The 16,887-nt window shown below is 61.1% G+C and carries 15 protein-coding genes and 1 pseudogene; 8 read left to right on the top strand and 8 right to left on the bottom strand.

Annotated elements, in window-relative coordinates; translation table 11 throughout:
• Positions 1–38 precede the first annotated feature (38 nt).
• Positions 39–983 carry a LysR family transcriptional regulator gene (locus EPD66_RS20655; protein ID WP_142850427.1) on the bottom strand — a complete coding sequence of 315 codons (945 nt, stop codon included), beginning with the start codon at positions 981–983 and terminating at the stop codon, positions 39–41.
• A 102-nt stretch (positions 984–1,085) separates the two neighbouring features.
• Here EPD66_RS20655 and EPD66_RS20650 point away from each other — a divergent pair, with 102 nt between their 5' ends.
• Positions 1,086–1,703 (top strand): nitroreductase family protein, encoded by a 618-nt coding sequence (locus EPD66_RS20650; protein WP_221931068.1) that lies wholly within the window; start codon positions 1,086–1,088, stop codon positions 1,701–1,703.
• The gene (locus EPD66_RS20645) at positions 1,700–2,557 is read left to right on the top strand and encodes a DMT family transporter (RefSeq protein ID WP_142850426.1); all 858 of its coding nucleotides are present in this window, start codon (positions 1,700–1,702) and stop codon (positions 2,555–2,557) included. Before EPD66_RS20650 ends, EPD66_RS20645 begins: the two co-directional genes overlap by 4 nt.
• Here EPD66_RS20645 and EPD66_RS20640 read toward each other — a convergent pair.
• Positions 2,554–3,345 carry a helix-turn-helix transcriptional regulator gene (locus tag EPD66_RS20640; protein ID WP_142850425.1) on the bottom strand — a complete coding sequence of 264 codons (792 nt, stop codon included), beginning with the start codon at positions 3,343–3,345 and terminating at the stop codon, positions 2,554–2,556. The two genes, EPD66_RS20645 and EPD66_RS20640, sit on opposite strands and share 4 nt — an antisense overlap.
• 97 nt (positions 3,346–3,442) lie before the next feature.
• Here EPD66_RS20640 and EPD66_RS20635 point away from each other — a divergent pair, with 97 nt between their 5' ends.
• Both EPD66_RS20635 and EPD66_RS24845 read left to right on the top strand, forming a co-directional pair.
• Positions 3,443–4,903: an MFS transporter gene (locus EPD66_RS20635; protein ID WP_142850424.1), complete on the top strand. Its 1,461-nt coding sequence runs from the start codon at positions 3,443–3,445 to the stop codon at positions 4,901–4,903.
• A 253-nt stretch (positions 4,904–5,156) separates the two neighbouring features.
• A pseudogene (locus EPD66_RS24845) lies at positions 5,157–5,546 on the top strand (MipA/OmpV family protein); the annotation flags it as partial.
• Here the strand turns inward: EPD66_RS24845 and EPD66_RS20625 are convergent.
• Positions 5,495–6,445: a hydrogen peroxide-inducible genes activator gene (locus EPD66_RS20625; protein ID WP_142850422.1), complete on the bottom strand. Its 951-nt coding sequence runs from the start codon at positions 6,443–6,445 to the stop codon at positions 5,495–5,497. The pseudogene EPD66_RS24845 and the gene EPD66_RS20625 sit on opposite strands and share 52 nt — an antisense overlap.
• Positions 6,446–6,584: 139 nt before the next feature.
• On the opposite strand from EPD66_RS20625, the gene EPD66_RS20620 reads away from it, so the two are divergent.
• From EPD66_RS20620 to rodA, 4 genes are all read left to right on the top strand, one after another.
• A complete protein-coding gene (locus EPD66_RS20620; protein ID WP_142850421.1) occupies positions 6,585–7,280 on the top strand; it encodes an exopolysaccharide biosynthesis protein in 696 nt (231 codons plus the stop codon).
• Between the two features lie 8 nt (positions 7,281–7,288).
• Positions 7,289–8,587, top strand: a complete 1,299-nt coding sequence (locus EPD66_RS20615) for a hemolysin family protein (protein ID WP_142850420.1) — start codon at positions 7,289–7,291, stop codon at positions 8,585–8,587.
• Positions 8,588–8,789: 202 nt separating this feature from the next.
• Entirely contained in the window at positions 8,790–9,776 is a 987-nt protein-coding gene (locus tag EPD66_RS20610; protein ID WP_142850419.1) for a TerC family protein, read from the top strand.
• Positions 9,777–9,785: 9 nt separating this feature from the next.
• A complete protein-coding gene (rodA, locus tag EPD66_RS20605) occupies positions 9,786–10,898 on the top strand; it encodes a rod shape-determining protein RodA (RefSeq protein ID WP_142850418.1) in 1,113 nt (370 codons plus the stop codon).
• A gap of 302 nt (positions 10,899–11,200) precedes the next feature.
• Here the strand turns inward: rodA and EPD66_RS20600 are convergent, their stop codons facing one another.
• The 5 genes from EPD66_RS20600 to EPD66_RS20580 form a co-directional block, all read right to left on the bottom strand.
• Entirely contained in the window at positions 11,201–12,784 is a 1,584-nt protein-coding gene (locus EPD66_RS20600) for a serine hydrolase (protein ID WP_221931067.1), read from the bottom strand.
• A gap of 245 nt (positions 12,785–13,029) precedes the next feature.
• Entirely contained in the window at positions 13,030–13,626 is a 597-nt protein-coding gene (locus EPD66_RS20595; RefSeq protein ID WP_142850417.1) for a TetR/AcrR family transcriptional regulator, read from the bottom strand.
• A 21-nt stretch (positions 13,627–13,647) separates the two neighbouring features.
• Entirely contained in the window at positions 13,648–14,244 is a 597-nt protein-coding gene (locus tag EPD66_RS20590) for an NAD(P)H-dependent oxidoreductase (protein ID WP_142850416.1), read from the bottom strand.
• A gap of 430 nt (positions 14,245–14,674) precedes the next feature.
• On the bottom strand, positions 14,675–15,934 hold the full coding sequence (locus tag EPD66_RS20585) for a D-amino acid dehydrogenase (RefSeq protein ID WP_142850415.1): 1,260 nt from the start codon (positions 15,932–15,934) through the stop codon (positions 14,675–14,677).
• An 8-nt stretch (positions 15,935–15,942) separates the two neighbouring features.
• Positions 15,943–16,878, bottom strand: coding sequence for a LysR family transcriptional regulator (locus tag EPD66_RS20580; RefSeq protein ID WP_142850414.1), 936 nt, complete (start codon positions 16,876–16,878; stop codon positions 15,943–15,945).
• Positions 16,879–16,887: the final 9 nt, after the last annotated feature.

Here is a 16,887-nt window from a genome sequence, read left to right as displayed (position 1 = left end):
ATCCATTGATAGAGGCTGTCCCATTCATGCTGGCCTCCTCACTCCAGCCAGCATGATGAATCAGATTTTCGCTCCTTTGGGAATCCCTGGCGATTCGAAACGCTCGAAATCCGCTCTAGGAAATCCAGCAGGGCACGCAGTTTCGGTGCGAGGTGCTGCCGCGATGGATAGACCGCATAGAGCGTGGTTTCGACCGTGCTCCAATCCTCCAGCGCGGGTTGCAGCCGGCCTTCCTTCAAATCGTCCTCGACATAGGGAGAAGGAATCAGGCTGACCCCGAAGCCAGCGCGTAGCGCGTCGCGTACGGCAAGGCTCGACGAGACGGAGTATCGTGCTTCGACGGCGACCTTCTCGGTGCGGCCATCCTTGTTGAACGTCCATATATCCGCATGACCCGAGAGGCTGAAGCGGACGCTGGTGAGTGCCTTCAGATCGGCAGGCGTTTTGGGCTTGCCATGCTTCTCGAAATACGAAGGCGCAGCGCAGAGTACATGCGGCATGACCGCCAGTTTGCGTGCGATCAGGCTCGAATCTTCCAGATTGTCGCTGCCGCGAATGGCAAGGTCGAAGCCTTCGCGGATAATATCCACACGCCTGTCGTCGAGATGAAGGTCGAGCTTCAAGGCGGGATAGCGCGACAGAAACCGAGGGATAGAAGCCGAGAGCTGCGTCAGGGTGACGGTCATCGGCGCGCTGACCTTGAGCGTGCCGCTGGGTGCCGTTCTGTTCGGAAGCAGCGCTTGGTCTGCCTCGGCCAGTGCGTCCAGTCCTCGCGTGACATGCTCCAGATAAAGCCTGCCTTCTTCGGTCAACGCCATGCGCCGCGTCGTCCGGTTGATGAGACGCACTCCAAGATGTGCTTCCAGCTCGGCGATGTTCTTGCTGATCGCGGCCGGGGAAAGGCCGAGGCTTCGCCCGGCTTCCGCAAAGCTGTTCAACTCCGCTACGCGGCGGAACACCCGCAAGGCCGTGAGGCGATCCATCTTATAGTTCTCTATCAGTGAATAATATCTTGCGTATATAGCTCATTATCACCGGTGAGTAAGTTCTTTATCTCCTTCCGAAACCCTTCAAATCGGAAGAGCATGATGACGAACCCCACTATCTCCCTTATCGAGCAACGTGCATCCGCCAACCGGTTCGACGCCTCTCACGTCCTGACGGATGTCGAGATCGAACGACTTGTGCATCTGGCGACGCGAGCGCCGACCGCCTACAACTTCCAGAACTGGCGGTTCATCGCGGTGCGAACACCGGAGGCAAAAGCGCGGCTGCGTAGCGTTGCCCAAGATCAGCCCAAGGTGACTGACGCCGCCGTCACCATCATCATCTGCGGCGTGCTCCCCGATCACGAGGTTCTTGCCCAGCGGTTGCGTCCCTCCGTCGAGGCCGGCTTCATGCCGGCCGCCATGGTGGCCGGCTGGCAGGAAGGCGCGCGCCAGCAATATGCTGATCCTCGGATGGCACGCGATGAGGCCGTTCGCTCGGCCACCTTGGGCGCAGCGACGCTGATGCACGCGGCCGAAGCGATGGGCCTCGCCTCCGGTCCCATGGTCGGATTCGATGCCGAAGGCGTGGCGCGCATGTTCGGTCTGAAGCCGAACGAGGTGCCGGTGCTGCTCGTCGCAGTCGGCCGCGCCGCACCTGGCAACTGGCCGCAAAAGCCGCGCCGCCCGCTTGCGGAGGTTCTGGAGATCGCATGAAAGTCAGCAAATCCGATCAGCTGCTAACGGCGATTGCGCCGGCCGTATGGGGCAGCACCTACATCGTCACCACCGAGTTTCTGTCAGACTACTCGCCGATGACGGTGGCGATGTTCCGAGCATTGCCTGCCGGCTTGCTGCTGCTTCTGATCGTGCGGCAGCTTCCGGCGGGGATATGGTGGCTGCGCATCTTCATTCTCGGCGCGCTCAACTTCTCGATCTTCTGGAGCATGCTGTTCGTTTCGGCCTACCGTCTTCCGGGGGGCGTCGCGGCGACGGTGGGCGCGGTCCAGCCGCTTATCGTCATTTTTCTCGCCGCTGCCATGCTTGGCAACACGATACGGACGGTCTCGGTCCTTGCGGCGATGATCGGTCTCACAGGTGTCGCACTATTGGTGTTGACGCCGCAAGCGGCGCTCGATCCCGTGGGCATTGCAGCGGGCCTTACCGGTGCGGTCTCCATGGCCTTCGGCACCGTCTTGACCCGTAGGTGGCAGCCTACGGTGTCGCTGCTCACTTTCACCGCTTGGCAACTGACGGCCGGCGGACTTCTTCTCGTGCTGGCGGCCGTGCTTGTCAAGCCGTCCGTTCCAGTTCCGACCATACCTAACTTGCTCGGGCTGGTCTGGCTCGGACTGATCGGCGCGGCACTGAGCTACATCCTCTGGTTCCGAGGTATCGCCCGGCTGGACTCGGCGGTGGTTTCCTCGTTGGGCTTTCTCAGCCCCGTAACTGCCGTGCTACTCGGCTGGTCGTTCCTTGATGAGACGCTGACCGGGTTTCAAGTCGTCGGCGTTTTTCTTGTTATCGGGAGCATCTGGCTCGGCCAGTGCAAGCCGAGGAAAGCGCGTTAATGCGGTTGGGTGCGTGCATAGACGACGAGGCGCAGATGCTGCCCACCATCCAGGGTAAGCGAAGTGTGCTCGAACTCCACGGGCTGTCCCTCCACGCGGATCAGGCGGGTGCCGGTGCAAGGCGCATGCACGTCCTGACTGCGCCACCAGCTTTTGAAGTCGGAAGAAACCACTTCCAGCTCCGCGATCAGTTTCTTGGCATCTGCATCCGCGCGCGCGGCGGCAAAGTCGCGGCGGAAGCTGGCAAGCATAGCCGGGGCCTGTTCTTCCCAGTCGATGATCGCGTCGCGCAAGCCCGGATCGGTGAACAGGAGCCAAAGGAGGTTGCGGCGACTGGATCCGTGCTGACCGAAGCCGAAGAGACTGTCGGCGGACTGGTTGAAGGTCAGCACATCCCAGCGCAGGTTGATGATATAGGCGGCGTGGGGCGCAAGGTCTTCCACCAACCGGGCAGCGAGCGAAGGCACGATGCAGAACGTCTTGCCGGGTTCTGCCGGCGGGCGCTCATGGGCGAGCATGAACAGATGCCGGCGTTCGGCTGCATCAAGCTTGAGGACGCGGGCGAGATTGTCGAGGAAGTCGGCGGAAACCCCGATCTCGCGGCCTTGCTCAAGCCATGTATACCAAGTCAGTCCGACGCCCGCGAGGGCCGCGACTTCCTCGCGCCGCAGCCCCGGCGTGCGCCGGCGCTTCGCGGACGGCAAGCCTACATCTTCCGGCATAAGCCGCTCGCGGCGCGTACGCAAGAACTCCGCAAGCTCGGGACGGGTTCGTTCAAGGGTGCGCATCAGTGAGTCCATTACCAAAAGTAACAGAATAAACAGTTAAATTGTAAAAGCATATAGGCCGTGGAATCGATGGCGCGTCAACACAAGAGGACGCCAGATGAATTCCGACGCCTGCACCGCCCCACCGCTTTCTCCCGTATCGACCGAAACCACGCGCCGCCCGCCCTGGCTCGGCCTCTCCATCCTGCTGCTGGCCGGTTTTGTGACAATCTTCGACCTCTTCGTGGTCAATGTCGCCATCCCCTCGATGCAGGCCGAACTCGGGGCGAGCCTATCGCAGATCGGCTTCATCGTTGCGGGTTACGAACTGGCCTTCGGTGTGCTGCTCGTGACCGGAGGGAGGCTCGGTGACCTCTACGGGCGGCGGCGGCTGTTCATCCTCGGCATGGCGGCCTTTACCGTCGCATCCTTTCTCTGCGGCATCGCGCCAACCGTGGAAATCCTGATCGGCGCCCGCGTGTTGCAGGGGCTGGCGGCCGCGCTGCTCTTCCCGCAGGTCTATGCCTCGATCCGGGTGAACTTCTCCGGCGACGACGGCCGCCGTGCCTTCGGCTTCCTCGGCATGACACTCGGCCTTGCCGCTATCGCGGGTCAGATCCTCGGCGGGTTTCTGGTCGAGGCGAATATCCTTGATCTCGGCTGGCGCACGATCTTTCTCATCAACGTGCCCATCGGCATTTTCGCCATTCTGATGTCGCGGTTCATCCCCGAGACGCTTTCACCCGAACGCACGGCGCTCGACTGGCCGGGCGTGGCTCTGGTCAGCCTCGGACTGACAATGCTGCTCGTGCCGCTGGTAGAGGCTCCGACCCATGGCTGGCAGCTTTGGAGCTTCTTGTCGTTCGCCGGAGCCGTGATCCTGCTGGCCACCTTCTACCACCATCAGGAGCACCGCCGCAAAGCCGGCCACCAGCCGCTGGTGGACATGGCGCTGATGCGACAACCCCGCTTTGCGCAAGGCGGATTGCTCGTGCTGCTGATCTATTCGACGGCCTCATCTTTCTTCCTCTGTTTCGCGCTTCTGGCGCAGACGGGCTTCGGCCTCAGCCCGTTCGAAGCCGGCAGCGTTTTTGTGCCGTGCTCCATCGCATTCGTGATCCTCTCCTTGAGCGCGCCGCGCCTCGTCGCACGCTTTGGGACGCCAGCCATTGCCGTAGGTGCGCTGGTCTATGCAATCTCGTTCGGCGTGCTGATCGGACAGGTCTGGATCACCGGGGCCGACCTTGTGGTCGCGCACCTCATTCCGGCGCTGATCGTCATTGGCGGCGCGCAGGCGATGATCATGACGCCGCTGCTCAACCTCGTGCTGGGCTTTGTGGAGGCGCGGCAGGCCGGCATGGCGTCCGGCGTGATCTCCACGCTCCAGCAGGTTGGGGCGGCGCTCGGTGTAGCAGTGGTCGGCATCCTCTTCGGTGTGGCGCTCGGGGCTGGATCGGAAGGACAGGCCGCGCGCTACGCCTCGGCATTCGTCTCCGGTATGAGCTACAATGTTGTGGCTGCCACCATCGCAGCGATCCTGCTTGCACGACTGGCAGTCTACGGACGCCAGACGAACTGAAGGTGGTGGTGTAGTCAATGCAGCGGAGGCATTCGGCGCCGATCTTCCGGCTAAGCTCCTTCCTGATGGGCGCTGCGGCGCTTCCGAGATCGAGGGTTCGGCCATCTGTGTTGGCCAGCCGTAATCTGACGATAAAGTCCTGCCCGTTGAGTGCACAATCCTTGGCATCCGTGAACGCAGTCTGTCTCTGAACGACGCGCTGCTCGATGCGTGTCATAAACGCGCTTGCCCCATTGTGGTGACCATCATCGCAATGGTGGCCGGCATGTTGCCCATCGCCCTGGGTCTCGGCGCGGATGCAAGTTTCCGTCGGCGGCCTGAAAATGCGATGCGTGCGTTGCCCCTGGTACACTTGCGCGGTCTGGGCAATATAGATGCTACGACCTGTGCCGGGACCTCCGCCAGCTATCGCGCTGGATGGATGTCGCTGAACGCGAGTGCATTGTCCGACGTTGGCGGGAAAGGACAGGGTACGGTCGTGAATCTCGAGGCTAGGGCAACGTATCGGCCGACACCTCGTCTTCAGTTCTCGGCTGGGCCAGGCCTTTCCTGGGGCGATGAGCGGTACATGCGTACGTTCTTCGGAGTAGATCAAGGACAGTCCAGCCGCTCCGGCTTGGCGGCGCTACGAGCCGGAAGGCGCTCAAGGCTGGCGGGCAGTCTTTCCAGAATGAATGCCCCGAACTCCTGGAACTCCTTCGCCCTGGCCGAATTCTGTCGCCAGATCAGGGAAACCGTCCGCGTCGGCTGTGGCGGATGAAAGGGAATCACCCGGATCTGGGTATCCTGGGCAGCCTCCGCCGCGACATAGAGATCGGGCAAAAGTGTCAGACCGATATTGCTGGCAACCATCTGGCGGAGCGTGTCCAGGCTGGTGGCCTGAAAACCACCATGTTCCATCGCGCCAACCTTCTGGCAAAGCTCCAGCACCTCGTCGCGCAGGCAATGCCCCTCTTCGAGCAAAAGCAGTTCCCCGCCTGCCAGGTCTTCGGGTGAGACATGATCCCGCTGGGCGAGGGGGTGGCTTCGCGGCGCTGCCAACCATAACGGCTCCAAGAACAGATCCATGCTCTGGAGCCCCTGCATATCGACCGGAAGATCCACGAGAATCAGGTCGAGCTCCCCTTCCTTGAGGCGGCGTTCCAGACGCCGGGAAGGATCTTCACGGAGATAAAGCCGAAGATCCGGATGTTCCTGGCGGAAGGCCGACAGGACATAGGGCAGGAGATACGGTCCCAAAGTGGCGATGACGCCAAGCCGCAGGGGGCCTGACAACGGTTTCCGGGCCGAACGAGAAAGATCGACGATCTCATCCGCTTCCCGCAGCACGACCTTGGCCCGCTCGACAATTTCCCGCCCTAGCGGCGTCAGCACGACGGAGCGCCGGTTGCGCTCGAACAATTGCACGCCGAGGAAGTTTTCGACCTCCTGGACCTGCACGCTCAATGTGGGTTGCGAGACATGGCAGATTTCTGCCGCTTGGCGGAAGCTGAGGGTATCGCCGACAGCGACGATATAGCGAAGCTGGCGCAATGTGAACATGGGCTTTCTCTTCTGTTAGCAGCAGCCTATCACAGAATAAGAAACAATGAATTAGAGGCTATCTATCTGCCTGACTATATTGAGCGGTAGGAAACGGCCCGGCCGCCGCTTAGGGAAGCCCTCTGAGCCATGCTTCAGAATGGGTGTGGCGCTACCGGAGAGTTTTCCGGAAGGAAAGAAAATGCCTGATCGATGTAGCATCCGGTACGAAGATACGGACGAAGAACCGCGAAGTCGTCCACCTGTCTCTGTTCTTTTGCGGAACTTCGCGGCCGATTGGCCACATCGGCGCATCACCCTTGGAGCTGTTGCAGCAGCTCTTGGAGATCGCGCCTATGGCATTTTGTTCCTGCTTTTTGCCTTCCCCAATGTTTTTCCCGCCCCGCCCGGCATGTCGGCGGTCTTGGGAATGCCGCTGATACTAGTGGCCGCGCAATTCGTATATGGCCGGCATCAGCCGTGGTTTCCCCGCTGGCTCGCCGAGCGGTCCATCGCCCGTGAGGATTTCGCCCTCATCATCGAACGGGGAATCCCTTGGCTCCACCGGGTCGAGCGGCTGCTCAAACCGAGACTGCTCTGGGCCACCCATTTTTCGGCGGAACGGACGATTTCGTTGCTTTGCCTGGTTCTGGCGGTCGTGATCGCTCTGCCCATTCCTTTCGGTAACATGCTTCCTGCCTTGGCGATTTCAGTTATCGCCTTGGGCTTCTTTGAGCGCGACGGTGTATTCGTTCTGGGCGGAGCCATTCTGGGCATACTGAGTTTGGTCCTCGCCGGTTCTATTCTCTTCGCCGCCGTCAAGGCCTTCGTGTTTTTCCTCCTTTCGTCTTCGTGAACCTCGAAATGACGCTCTTATTTGAAATCTCGATCATTATATTCCTTATTGTGATCAATGGGTTCTTGGCGATGTCCGAACTTGCGGTGGTATCCTCCAGCCGCCACCGGCTTGCCGCCCGAGCGGAGAACGGTTCCACGGGTGCGCGCCTCGCCTTGCGGCTGGCCGAAAATCCGGGCCGTTTTCTCTCCACTGTGCAAATCGGGATCACTCTGGTCGGTATTCTGGCTGGCGCCTATTCGGGCGCAACATTGGCGCCGTATCCCGCGGAATTGCTCGCGCAGATCCCTCTCCTCGCTCCCTATGCCCAAAGCATCAGCTTCGGCCTCGTGGTGGTGCTGGTCACCTATGCCTCGCTGATCATCGGCGAATTGGTACCCAAGCAATTGGCCCTGGCGAATCCGGAAGGCGTGGCCTCGATCATAGCCCCTCCCATGTGGCTGCTCGCCCGCATATCATCCCCAGCCGTGTGGCTTCTGGATCGATCAAGCGCAGTGATCCTCAAGCTGTTCCGTTTGCAGGCTCACGAACAAGCCATGACCGAGGATGAAATCCGGGCGGTCCTGACGGAAAGCACTGCGGCCGGGGTGTTGAAGCCCGAAGAGGAAAAGATGATCGGCGCGGTCATGCGTTTTGCCGACCGCAAGGTGCGCACGATCATGACGCCGCGCATGGAAGTGGTCTGGCTTGATCTCAACGAACCCCAGGAAGCATTGGTCCGGAAGATCAAGGACACCTACCATTCCCGCTATCCCGTCTGCCGTGGCGAGCTGAACAACCTGATGGGGGTGGTCCTGGCCAAGGACCTTCTTGATCATGTGCTGGCAGGCCAACCCTTCGAAATTACGAAACTGGTTCGGGCGGTTGAGGCCGTTCCGGATAACGCCGGCGCTCTCAACGTGCTTGAGCATCTCAAGCGTTCCCCTATTCATCTTGCCGTCGTGGTGGACGAATACGGGACCGTCGAAGGCATTGTCACCGCTGCCGATGTCTTGTCCTCGCTGGTTGGCGGCTTGGTCGAGCATGGGGAGGAATGGGAGCCCCAAGCGATCCAGCGTGAAGACGGATCCTGGCTGATCGACGGGGATATGAGCGCTGCCGAGGCCTTCCACATCCTGGGCCTGAAGGCCGGGACCGAAACCGATCATTACACGACACTGGCGGGCTTTGTTCTGCATGAATACCGTTCCATCCCCAAAGCCAGCGATTCCTTCATCTGGAATGGTCTGCGCTTCGAAGTCGTAGACATGGATGGACGGCGGATCGACAAAATCATGGTGTCGCCCCAGCCACCCACAACGAAATAGGCGGAGAAAAAAGCGGTCCCGCTTTTCCGGAATCCGAGGGAGGGAACTCCGCAGAACCGCCTCGCCTCATTCCGGAACGGTTTTTTTCTGGAAGCCTGCCCATCAGCCTGGTCCGGGCCCCTCTGGCAGCGAAGGCGTTCGCTGTGATGTCGGACCAAGTCTCAATGCGCCATCGCAGCGCATCATTTCATGAGCCCGTGAAATGTTGACCTTCTTTACCTTCCTTTCCGGCACCATGCTCGGCACCCCTGTCTGGGCGTGGCTGCTGTTCCTCTCCGTGGTGCTCACCCTTCTGTTCCTCGATCTCGGCCTCCTTCACCGGCGCCAGCGCGAGATCGGGGTGCGCGAAAGCCTGCTGCTTTCCGCCTTCTACATCGCCGTCGCCTGTATCTTCGGCCTCTGGGTCTGGTGGAGCATCGGCGCCACTGCCGGCATGGAATTCTTCACCGGCTATCTGGTCGAGAAGAGCCTGTCGCTGGACAATGTCTTCGTCATCTCCCTGGTCTTCGCCTCCTTCGCCATTCCCCGTCAATATCAGCACCGGGTGTTGTTCTGGGGTATCCTGGGCGTCATCCTGCTGCGCGGCATCATGATCGGCCTGGGGACGGCCCTGGTCCATGAATTCCACTGGGTACTGTGGCTGTTCGGGGGCTTCCTGATCCTCACCGGCATCAAGATGCTGTTCACCGACGAAACCCCCGACGACCCCAGCCAAAGCCGCCTCGTCCGCGCCTTGCGGCGGGTCGTGCCGGTGACGGACAGCCTGCACGGCAACCGCTTCTTCATCCGTCAGACGACGGAACAGGGGGCGAGCAAGCTCTACGTCACGCCGCTTTTCCTGGCCCTGATCGTGGTCGAGATCTCCGACCTGATCTTCGCGGTGGACAGCATCCCGGCGGTCTTCGCCATCACCACCGATCCCTTCATCGTCTATACCAGCAACATCTTCGCCATCCTCGGCCTGCGCGCGCTCTATTTCGCCCTGGCCGCCATCGTGGCCCGGTTCGAATATCTGCGATACGCCCTGGCCGCCGTGCTGGTCTTCGTCGGCGGCAAGATCTTCTGGGCCCAGGTCTTCGGCAAGGTCGATCCCCTGCTGTCGCTGGGCGTCACCGCCGGCCTGCTGGCCCTCGGCATCATCGTGTCGCTGATCAAGACACGCGAAACCGTGGCGGCGGAACGCCAGTAATCAAAAAACATGCTGTCCCGAGTCTTTACCACCATACGCAACTTGAAAGGCCCTGACTGGGCCTTTCTCTTTCTCACTGCCTTTCTTGCGGCGGCTGGTTCCGCAGCCCTGTATTCGGCGGCCAGCGGCAATTTACTGCCATGGGCATGGCCGCATATTCTCCGCTACGGCTTCGGCGTCCTGCTTGCCGGATTGCTGACGTTGATAGACCTGCGGCTCCTGCTCCGCCACGCCTATTCGCTTTACGCTGTCGTGCTTGCCCTCCTCGTCGTGGTCGAGGTCATGGGGCATGTGGGCATGGGGGCGCAACGTTGGATCAATCTGGGGATCATCACCCTTCAGCCCTCTGAATTGATGAAGATCGCCCTGGTGCTGGCCCTTGCCCGCTACTTCCACAGCTTGCCTTCCACGGAAGGAGGAAGACTTCATCGTCTGCTTGTTCCCCTGCTGCTGACAGCGGTGCCGACGGTGCTGGTTTTCATGCAACCAAATCTCGGCAACACGCTTCTGCTTGGGGCAATCGCCGTCGCGATTTTCTTTGCCGCCGGTATCCCAAGCTGGATTTTCGGAATGGGGGCAGCGGCGATTGCTGCTGCGGTTCCTATCGTATGGGCCAGCTTGCATGCCTACCAGAAACGCCGTGTGATGACCTTTCTGGATCCGACCAGTGATCCCCTCGGTGCCGGATACAACATCAACCAGTCCTTGATTGCCTTCGGTTCGGGAGGATGGAGCGGCCGGGGATTTCTTGAGGGAACGCAGGGGCGTCTTGGATTCCTGCCGGAACGCCATACCGATTTCATCTTCGTCATTCTTGGCGAGGAATTCGGCTTCATCGGTGCGCTCTTCGTCTTGCTGGCTTATATGGGCCTGGTTCTCTACGGCTATGCCGTTGCATTCCGCTCGCGCCATACTTTTGGCCGCCTGATCGCCGTCGGCTTGGCGACCTCCTTGTTCCTATATTTGTTCATCAACACGGCGATGGTCATGGGCCTGATTCCGGTCGTCGGCATTCCTCTCCCGCTGGTTTCCTATGGGGGCACGGCTATGCTGACCGTCATGCTGGCCGCCGGCTTGATGCTCAACGTGTCGTTGAACCCCCGATTGGGGCGCGAAGGATGATCATGGGAAACCGTCACGGCAGAGGGGGGGACTGTACGCCCCCAATCCTCGCAACAGATGCATCATGTGGAAGGTTCAAGGTAGCCAAGTAATGACCGCGCCAGCCTTGGACGCCTATATCTTCAAGCTGCCGTCGCCGATCTTCCGGCTGCGCTTCTTCCTGGTGGGTGTTTTTGGCTGCTCCGAGACCGAGAGTACGGCCATCTGTGACGACCAGCCGCAGCCCGACAATAAAGTCCTGCTCGTTGCGTACGGGGAGAATTTTACTCCCCGCTTTCCACGAACAGTACGCCTATGGCCCGTCACTCCCAGTGGCCAAGACCGTTTTCATTCAAATATTCTACGAGAAAGCCGGTCGCGCGTGATCCGTCATGGTCGAAGGTCACGGATGAAAGAGATCCAGGTGGGGCGTTTTCGTTGCTGGGGGCCAGGGCGAAAACGTTGCCCGACCAGTGTTCGAGCGGAAATCTGTAGGGTACCGGTCCCAGCGAGAGAACCAGTTTTCCGTCGTGGATTGCAATCTCGGCCGGGCCGAAATAGGGATTGTTGAAGCGCCCCTCATAGGTTCCCAAGTCGGCATGGGGGAGGGCTGTCTGCGGCCGGTCGAGACCGGCAAGATCGCCGATCGGTTCAAACATGGCGCTCATGACGGAGTGATAGGCGCCGTACCAGTCGCGCGTATAGGTCCCGAACTGCACCATGTCCATGAAGGCGCTGCCGATGGCTTCGACCGCCCCCACAGGTGCGCCGTTGGAAAGCACGAGAATGCCGAGCTTCTGCTCCGGCATGATTTGGAAGTGTGTCCCTGTCCCCAGCATGAAAGCGCCCGAATGGTTCATCACGGGCCGTCCGGTGGCGCTGACACCGACATTGAAGCCGAAGCCATAGGTGCCCGGGCGTTCGGAGAGGCTGGCCGCCGGTGCACTGGTAACCTGCGGCTGCAGGGCTGGAAGCAGCGCATGGCGGGCGATCATGGCCTCGTCTCCATGCTGCCCTTCCGCCAAGAGCAGAGCGATCCAGCGGGCAAGATCGCCGGCGGTCGAGGAGACGCCTCCGGCCGGCGCCTGGGCATCGGGCTGCCGGTCGTAAAGAGGACGGAAGGCACCGTCCTCGAAGGCATGCAGATGCGCCCTGTCCGGTGCGGCCAGGAAGTCGGCGTGACGGTAGCTCGTATCTTTCATGCCCAGCGGCGTGAACAGAAGTTCTTCGGCAAGCGTTTCCCAATCCTTGCCGTAGGATGCGGCAACCGCTTCGGCGGCGAGGGTGGTGCCGAAATTGGCGTAGTTGTATGAAATCCGGAACGGATCGAGGGGCACCAGGGCGAGCCGCTCGATGATGGCCGTCCGGCCGAAGCCCAGATCCTCGAGCTCGTCACCCGCAGTTGCGGGCAGACCGCTGCGATGGGCGAAGAAATCGCCGATGGTCGCGTGCTGTGCGACGTAAGGATCCGAGAGGGCGAAGCCGGGAAGATGGCCGGAGATCGGATCGTCCCATGCCACGCGGCCCTCGCTCACCGCTATGGCGGCGATGGTTGCGGAGACGGACTTGGATACCGAGGCGACCTGGAAAACCGTATCGGAGGTGACCGGCTCTCCGGTGTCCAGATTGCGAACGCCGAAGCCTTCGAGAAAGACGGTTTCGCCTTCATGGATCACCGCGACGGCCATTCCCGGCACGCCGCTGCGCTCCATCACCTCCTGCACGAGAGAGGGCAAGGCTTTGATCGCAGTATCAACACCATTGGGGACCAGCGCCGCCGCGTCTCCTGCCGGAGTGGTTCCGAGAATGAAGCTGTTCGCCAGGCCGATACCGGGCATCGCCGCCACACCCAAGCCAACCAGCGCAGCCAATGGGCCTGCCAGCATCTTTCCCGAACAGCGTTTCATGGTCTCCAGTCCTTGTCGGTATCCAAAGCCCCATGATGATGTCGGAAGCCCTGTGATGCAAGATGGTGGAGGATCAATATAGAATGAGGGGTGGTCGGAACCTGTCTGCTGAAAGATCTGATTGTTCCGAGTTCTACAGATTTTCTCATCCCTTCAGCTATTTCGCGAAAGGGCGCTTCTCACCGATTTTCGTGGGACGCTTATGAGTATTCCAAAAGCCATCATCCATCAGCCGGTGCCGGGACTTACTCGCTGCGTTTGACAATTGTCAGGATGATCTGCTGCAGCTCGTCCTGGGCCTGATCCTTGGTGATGTCTCCGGCGACGGCGGCATCCGAAAGGGAATCCGCCGCGCCCAGCATCGCCCACATGCTTGCCAGGGAAAGCCCTTTGGGTCCGGTGAAGGGGGCAAGGATCGCCGCGCATTTCTCGATGAAGGCTTGCTGGTATTGCCGTTTTACCGCGGCCATCTCCGGCGACCCGGAGAGGGCGGACACCACCCCGGGGATCTCATTGCCTTGGGTCAGCACGCAATCGACATAGCTTGCGGCGATGACACGCGCCTTGTCCTGCAATGTCGGCTCGGCGGCCGCGACGGCGGCATCGAAGATCGCGGTCTGGCGCTCGTCGTAGTCCTGGTAGAGCGCGGCCAGCAATCCATTGCGGGTGCCGAAGTGGTCGTATACCACGGGCTTTGTGATGCCCGCCGCTTCGGCCAGCCGCCCGAGTGTCAGCGCATCCGTCCCCTCATCGCCGATCAGCTTCCATGCGACATCCAGAAGCTGGCGTGTGCGTTCTTCCCGTGGCAGGCGGCGGCGGGGCGCATTGGATGAGTGGGGCATGCTTGGATCTCCTGTTGTCGCTCAGGATTGCTGCGGAAAAATCCTGCGGCCGATCATCTCGGCGGTTTCGAGATGCGCCTCGGGGAAACCGGCGTCGGAAGCGAGCAGCAGCTCCGAGGTTGCTACGCGGGCACCACAATAGTCGAAAATGCCGTGGTCGATCTGGGTTTTCATTGCGCCGAAGTAGCCATGACGCGCAATGGTCCGCTGATCGGCCCCGCCGATGGCTATCAGATGCACCTGGAGGCGCTGCAGCTTCTTCACCACTTTCCCATCCTCCTGGTCTTCATAGGCCCATCCCTGCGTGAAGACCCGGTCGATCCAGCCCTTGAGCAAGGCGGGGAAAGACCACCAGTAGATTGGATAGACCAGGACCAGCGCGTCGGCTCGCTCGAGCCGGGCATGCTCTACGGCGATGTCGGCGGGCGGGGCGGCCTTCTTCAGAAACAGGGCAAGGTCGGCCTCGGTGAATCTGGGGTCGAAGCCTTCTGCGGCGAGGTCGGCCATCTCGGCTGAGTGTCGGGCGTCGGAGGTGGCAATGCCGCGCGCCACGTGCCGGGCCACTGCGTGGGTGAGGGAGGTTTGATTAGGATGTGCAACGACGATGAGGGCATGCATGGTCAGCTATCTCCATCAGCAAGTAACCTACCAAACGTAAGTTACGATTAGTAGGATGTCCAGTGCCGATGAACCCCTGCGTCGGGGTGCCCGCCATTCGTCTGCCCCGGCCGGGGCTATGACTCCCCGTATCGTGTCGAGAGTCTTCGGGAAACCGCCGGATCCTCTGAGGGAATATCCTCATTCCCGGAATGCCGGGAAGATCCCGGCCGGGGCCTGTCGCTGCCTTTCGTTGATAGTATCATCGTCAGCACTGGCTCGCGGCTTTCCGCGTCACTTTCCATCAATTCCAATTCGGAGCGGAGCAGCGTCAGCGGAGTCTTCAATTCGTGAGCGGCTTGGTCTCCTCGACCCTCTTGAGCCTGCTGGTCATCCCTGTTTTCTACAGCTGCGTAGACGATCTTGTGCAATGGGGACGCAGAGCAGGAATCTACAGGAAATAAGGACCGGGCTCGATCGGTGGCTTTCGAGCAGCAATCTGTTCCGTCAGCAAGGCGGCGCTTCCGCAGGCCAGGGTCCATCCCAGGCTTCCGTGCCCGACATTCAGGTACAGCCCCGGCACCGGAGAGGGACCGATGATGGGCAGGCCGGTCGGCGTGGCCGGGCGGAAGCCGGCCCAAGGGGAAAGGGCGCGCATGTCGGAAAGATCGGCGGCATCCGGGAATATGTCCGCTGCGTTCGTGGCCAGTTCCCGGATTGCGCGCTCCGGGATCTGTTCATCGGTGCCGACCAGTTCGACGCGGCCAGCGACCCGGATATGGTTGCCGATGCGGGCATGGACGATCTTCCGGGACAGGTCCGTGATCGAGATACGTGGCGCGGCCTGTTCCGAGCCCTTCTTGATGGGCACGGTGATGCTGTAGCCCTTCAGCGGATAGAGCGGCAGCGAAAATCCCAGTTGGCGTGCGAAGCCTGCGCTTCCGGCGCCCATGGAGAGGACGAAGGCATCGGTCTCGATCCGCCCGCTATCGGTGTCGACCTTCGCCAAGCGGCCGTTTTCCGTGATCGCCCGCCCGATTCTCGTCAAGGGCAGGAAACGGAACCGGTTGTGCTGCGACATTTCCTCCACCAGGGCCTTGCAGAAAAGAGCGCAGTCGCCGACTTCCTCGTTCTCGGTATAGACCCCGCCGGCCCAGCTTCTCCGAGCACCGCGCAGCGCCGGTTCGACCTCCAGGCATTGCTGCAGCGTGAGGACGTGCTGGTGGCATCCATGTCGTGCCTGAAACTCCACCTGGGCGCGTGCACCTTCGAGCGAGGGCGCATCCGGATACATCACGAGCTTGCCCGCTGTCCGGTGATGGAAATCGAACGCTGTCCGTTTCAGCAGTTGCGACAGTTCCTGCTTGCTCAGGAAGGCCAGCTGCAGCAGGTCGATTGTCGTTTGCTTCGCGCGGCCTGCGGTGCTTGCCCGCAGGAATGAAATCAGCCATTTCCATTGCGCGATGTCGGCGCTGGGGCGGATCGTCAGGGGCGAGTCGCTGCTGAACAGATAATAGGGCCACTTGGTCCAGACCGATGGATCGGCGAGCGGCGCGACATAGGAATAGCTCAACTGGGCGCCGTTCCCATGGCTGGCTCCCCTCCCGGGGCCCTCCATCGCATCGACCAGGGTGACCTCGTATCCTTGTTCCAACAGCCAATAGGAAGCCGTTACGCCGACGACGCCGGCGCCCAAAACACAGATATTCATCTTCGACCCTATGAGTAGCTGCGTAACAGATGGTTCCAAAGCCGGGTGACCGCGGGCTTGGTGTTTTCGCGGTCGCGGTAGATGCGGATTTCCAGCGTGCCGCACCAGGTTTCGGGCCCCGGCTCGGCCTCGGGATGCGGCAGGTTTGCAGCAAGCGCCAGCTTTCCTGCCTCGACTTCCCGCCGCGCGGTGCTCTCGGGCAGCCATGCGACCCCATGCCCATGAACGGCCATCATCTTCAGCCCCTCGGCGAGATCGCCCTCGAAACGTCGCAGCAGGTGGACAGGTTCGGGGCCTTCGTCCAGGATCTTTTCGACGATACGGCCGAGGGAGCCATTGGGCGAATAGGACAGGAAGGGGACCGGCCCGCTTGCCGTGCCCGGCAAGAGGAACAGCGGATTTCCCGCTTCGTCGGCCTTGGAATACGGGCGCAGGTATTCCGTCCCTGCTTGCAGCATGTCGTAGCGCTGGCTGTCGAGTTCCACGGACTGGAAGGCGTGGTGGTAGCACATCAGCAGGTCGCAATTGCCGCCGACGAGATCCATGACGGCATCATGTACATTGCTGGCCATGAGACGCACCGACAGCAGGCCGGTCGTCCGCTCGACCTCGCTCAGCCATTGCGGGAAATAGGTGAGCGACAGCGTATGCGGCATCGCGAAGGTAACGACCGATTGCACGTCCGCGGTCTGTCCCCGCAACACGGAACGGGTGTAGATCGCCTGCGCCAGCATGTCCTTGGCATGAACGAGGAAGACTTCACCGGCAGGCGTCAGGCGAGTCGGGTAGACTGCACGGTCGAACAGCTCGGCCCCCAACCAGTTTTCCAATGCCTTGATCCGCCGGGAAAATGCGGGCTGCGTCATGTTGCGAAGCTTGGCGGAGCGGCTGAAGTTCAATGTCTCGGCCACTGAGAGGAAATCCTCGATCCACTTCATTTCCATCGGCGTCTT

This window comes from Telmatospirillum sp. J64-1, from assembly GCF_006980715.1.
Lineage (GTDB): Bacteria > Pseudomonadota > Alphaproteobacteria > Rhodospirillales > Magnetospirillaceae > Oleiliquidispirillum > Oleiliquidispirillum nitrogeniifigens.
The sequence above is the reverse complement of the archived record's forward strand: the minus strand, read 5'-3'. Positions and strand labels throughout refer to the sequence as shown.

Bases quoted from the DNA above. Each gene is read 5' to 3' on its own strand.
- EPD66_RS20655 (WP_142850427.1), bottom strand. From the start codon at position 983: ATGGATCGCCTCACGGCCTTGCGGGTGTTCCGCCGCGTAGCGGAGTTG.
- EPD66_RS20650 (WP_221931068.1), top strand. From the start codon at position 1,086: ATGATGACGAACCCCACTATCTCCCTTATCGAGCAACGTGCATCCGCC.
- EPD66_RS20645 (WP_142850426.1), top strand. From the start codon at position 1,700: ATGAAAGTCAGCAAATCCGATCAGCTGCTAACGGCGATTGCGCCGGCC.
- EPD66_RS20640 (WP_142850425.1), bottom strand. From the start codon at position 3,345: ATGCGCACCCTTGAACGAACCCGTCCCGAGCTTGCGGAGTTCTTGCGT.
- EPD66_RS20635 (WP_142850424.1), top strand. From the start codon at position 3,443: ATGAATTCCGACGCCTGCACCGCCCCACCGCTTTCTCCCGTATCGACC.
- EPD66_RS20625 (WP_142850422.1), bottom strand. From the start codon at position 6,445: ATGTTCACATTGCGCCAGCTTCGCTATATCGTCGCTGTCGGCGATACC.
- EPD66_RS20620 (WP_142850421.1), top strand. From the start codon at position 6,585: ATGGGTGTGGCGCTACCGGAGAGTTTTCCGGAAGGAAAGAAAATGCCT.
- EPD66_RS20615 (WP_142850420.1), top strand. From the start codon at position 7,289: ATGACGCTCTTATTTGAAATCTCGATCATTATATTCCTTATTGTGATC.
- EPD66_RS20610 (WP_142850419.1), top strand. From the start codon at position 8,790: ATGTTGACCTTCTTTACCTTCCTTTCCGGCACCATGCTCGGCACCCCT.
- rodA (WP_142850418.1), top strand. From the start codon at position 9,786: ATGCTGTCCCGAGTCTTTACCACCATACGCAACTTGAAAGGCCCTGAC.
- EPD66_RS20600 (WP_221931067.1), bottom strand. From the start codon at position 12,784: ATGAAACGCTGTTCGGGAAAGATGCTGGCAGGCCCATTGGCTGCGCTG.
- EPD66_RS20595 (WP_142850417.1), bottom strand. From the start codon at position 13,626: ATGCCCCACTCATCCAATGCGCCCCGCCGCCGCCTGCCACGGGAAGAA.
- EPD66_RS20590 (WP_142850416.1), bottom strand. From the start codon at position 14,244: ATGCATGCCCTCATCGTCGTTGCACATCCTAATCAAACCTCCCTCACC.
- EPD66_RS20585 (WP_142850415.1), bottom strand. From the start codon at position 15,934: ATGAATATCTGTGTTTTGGGCGCCGGCGTCGTCGGCGTAACGGCTTCC.
- EPD66_RS20580 (WP_142850414.1), bottom strand. From the start codon at position 16,878: ATGGAAATGAAGTGGATCGAGGATTTCCTCTCAGTGGCCGAGACATTG.